This window comes from Alteromonas sp. BZK5, from assembly GCF_014349115.1.
GTDB classification, from domain to species: Bacteria; Pseudomonadota; Gammaproteobacteria; order Enterobacterales; family Alteromonadaceae; genus Alteromonas; species Alteromonas macleodii.
In genome coordinates this window covers 1-2,475 of sequence record NZ_JACSOE010000202.1, presented here as the reverse complement: position 1 = coordinate 2,475, position 2,475 = coordinate 1, and the positions used below count along the sequence as shown (strand labels likewise).

General features: G+C 44.2%; 2 protein-coding genes. One reads left to right on the top strand and one right to left on the bottom strand.

Features of this window, described 5'->3' with window-relative positions:
* Positions 1-232: 232 nt before the first annotated feature.
* The gene (locus tag BIZ39_RS21240) at positions 233-1,066 is read right to left on the bottom strand and encodes a class II glutamine amidotransferase (protein WP_187448026.1); all 834 of its coding nucleotides are present in this window, start codon (positions 1,064-1,066) and stop codon (positions 233-235) included.
* Between the two features lie 435 nt (positions 1,067-1,501).
* Here BIZ39_RS21240 and BIZ39_RS21235 point away from each other — a divergent pair, with 435 nt between their 5' ends.
* On the top strand, positions 1,502-2,362 hold the full coding sequence (locus BIZ39_RS21235; protein WP_316248272.1) for a hypothetical protein: 861 nt from the start codon (positions 1,502-1,504) through the stop codon (positions 2,360-2,362).
* The last annotated feature ends 113 nt before the right edge of the window (positions 2,363-2,475 follow it).

Here is a 2,475-nt window from a genome sequence, read left to right as displayed (position 1 = left end):
CTATGCGACAGTGGAAAGCTGCACTCAAATGGTACAGCTCCATAGTTGACGCAGCCTGGGCCGGAGGCATATGAAATTAAATTCGTGGGGATCCCTCAGGGTCAGAGTACATTATCGATCTAGCTAACCTGAATATTGGGGTCAGAGTACATTATTACGCTTGGTTACTAACTCAGCGCCGAGCTTATTGAGAGCGGGGCCATTTAAGTTACTCTGACCCCATAATTCGTGATTAGTCGTGAAGGGATGGATCGGGTGCAACCATATCGGCTTCTTTTTTGTGTTCAGGGACATCCACTTTACCCGAGGCTATGACTTCGCCTTCCTGCCATAGCTTCCACTCACCCCGTTCGTAGATATCCCACTGTTCATCGTTTGTTAGCGGTTCAGTAGCAATAATGCTCACTACATCTTTTGGCGTGGTTTCAGCTGCAAAATCAATTTCCACCTCTACATCACTCAAACAAGCGGGGCCAAAAGGTGCTCTGCGGGTAATGCTAGCTAACTTTGTACTACAGAACGTAAATAACCAGTCGCCATTGCTCAGCAAGCAATTGAATACACCTTGCTGAGCGTACTCCTTTGCAAGTGAAACTAACGTTTCAGCTAACTGCTCAGGCATAGCGTCTCGAGGGAGGTTTTGCCTAACGTTATTCATAATATCGCAGAAAAGCTCTTCGCTATCAGTGTCCCCAACTGCTTCGTAAATACCCATTCGACGTGAGAAGTTAGGTAGTTGCCCGTTGTGCGCAAACACCCAATATCGCCCCCACAGTTCGCGAGTAAAGGGATGCGTGTTAGCTAAGTTAATGTTACCCACATTAGCCTGACGAATATGGCAAATCGCATTCTTGCTTTTTATAGGCAACTTCGAAACAAAGTCTGCGATGGGTGATGTGGCGCAAGGCTCGGGATCGTGAAACATACGCACGCCCTTCCCTTCATAAAAAGCAACGCCCCAGCCGTCTTTATGCGGCCCTGTTTCACCACCGCGGCGAGTCAGCCCGGTAAAACTAAAACATAGGTCAGTAGGAGTGTTCGCACTCATGCCTAAAAGTTCACACACAACGTTTGTCACCTATAGCAGTTATTTCATTAAGTATGTCGAGAATACGCAAGCACTCGAGCCGAATCAATTCGACATTGGTCCGTAATAAAGGAGAAGCGGCAGACTTTACAACTCATTCACCTTTTTAAAGCCAATGACCTTCATACCACTTTATTTTAATTGAATTACGTAAAAACGTCCGTTTTATGTTTACCTCCCCTTTCATTTACAATAAATAATAATGATAATCAATTACAAACAAACTATTCTTTCATATATATGATGCGCTACCACTCTTTCTCGATTTATTCGCTTTTCGTCATTGTTATGTGTTCGGTGTTATTACCTTACACTTCTTTTGCTAACGAGGTTTCGCCTTCAACTCATATCGCTAATTCTGGGAACAACAAGGTAAATCAAACCTTTAAGCATTTATTAAGCGAACATCAAATCGTGGCAATTGGTGATATACACGGCTCCGCAGCACCGACAGAGCTCTTAATCAACGCTCTGTCTGATCGTGATATCTTTGAGAGAGTCGACGTTATTGTGACTGAGTTCGGTAATAGCCATTACCAGCCCGAGTTGGATGATTATCTGCTTAACCCCAATACAAAGGTTTCACTGCAAGAGTTAGAGCCTTTGTGGCAGGACAGTATTTATTTCATGGCGTGGCAATATAAGCATTACCGACATTTTGTGCAGAAACTAAGGTTACTCAATGCATCGTCAAACCATAAAGTGCGCATAGCTCTAGCTGAACCAGAGTTTAAATGGGAAGGATTGAGCAAAGAGCAATGGCAGTCTCTCACCAAAACACGCATTGTTAACTATGAAAAAACTGTGAAGCAGATAGCTGAACAAAACGATAAAGCGATTCTTCTGTTTGGCGCAATGCATACATTAAAGCAGCCTGTATCGTTAAAGCGGGGAGAAGCACTCAATGAGTTTGTGCCCTTTATTTCTAAACTTAAGGACCTAAATATTGCGACAGTATGGACCCACTTTTCCACATCGACAATACCCGATATTTCTACTCCTACGCTTGTTTTGCTTAACGAAAAGAGTGAATTGAACTCCCCTTTATCCAGAATTTCAGCACGATTTGCAGACGGCACGAATCAAAAGCTTTCAGACGTTGCTGACGCATACTATTACCCGGGTCCTTTGAACCGTCATGCGCCAGTGCCTTCACATATTAAACAAAACAGCCAGTGGCACCACGAGATGAATCGACGCGCCGCAATAGTTGACGAACGAGTCTCAGCACAAATCGCTAAACAATTAGCTGAATGGCAAGCCGAAACCAACTAGCATTGTGAGATTATGGGGTCAGAGTCTGAGGGATCCCCACGAATTTAATTTCATATGCCTCCGGCCCAGGCTGCGTCAACTATGGAGCTGTACCATTTGAGTGCAGCTTTCCA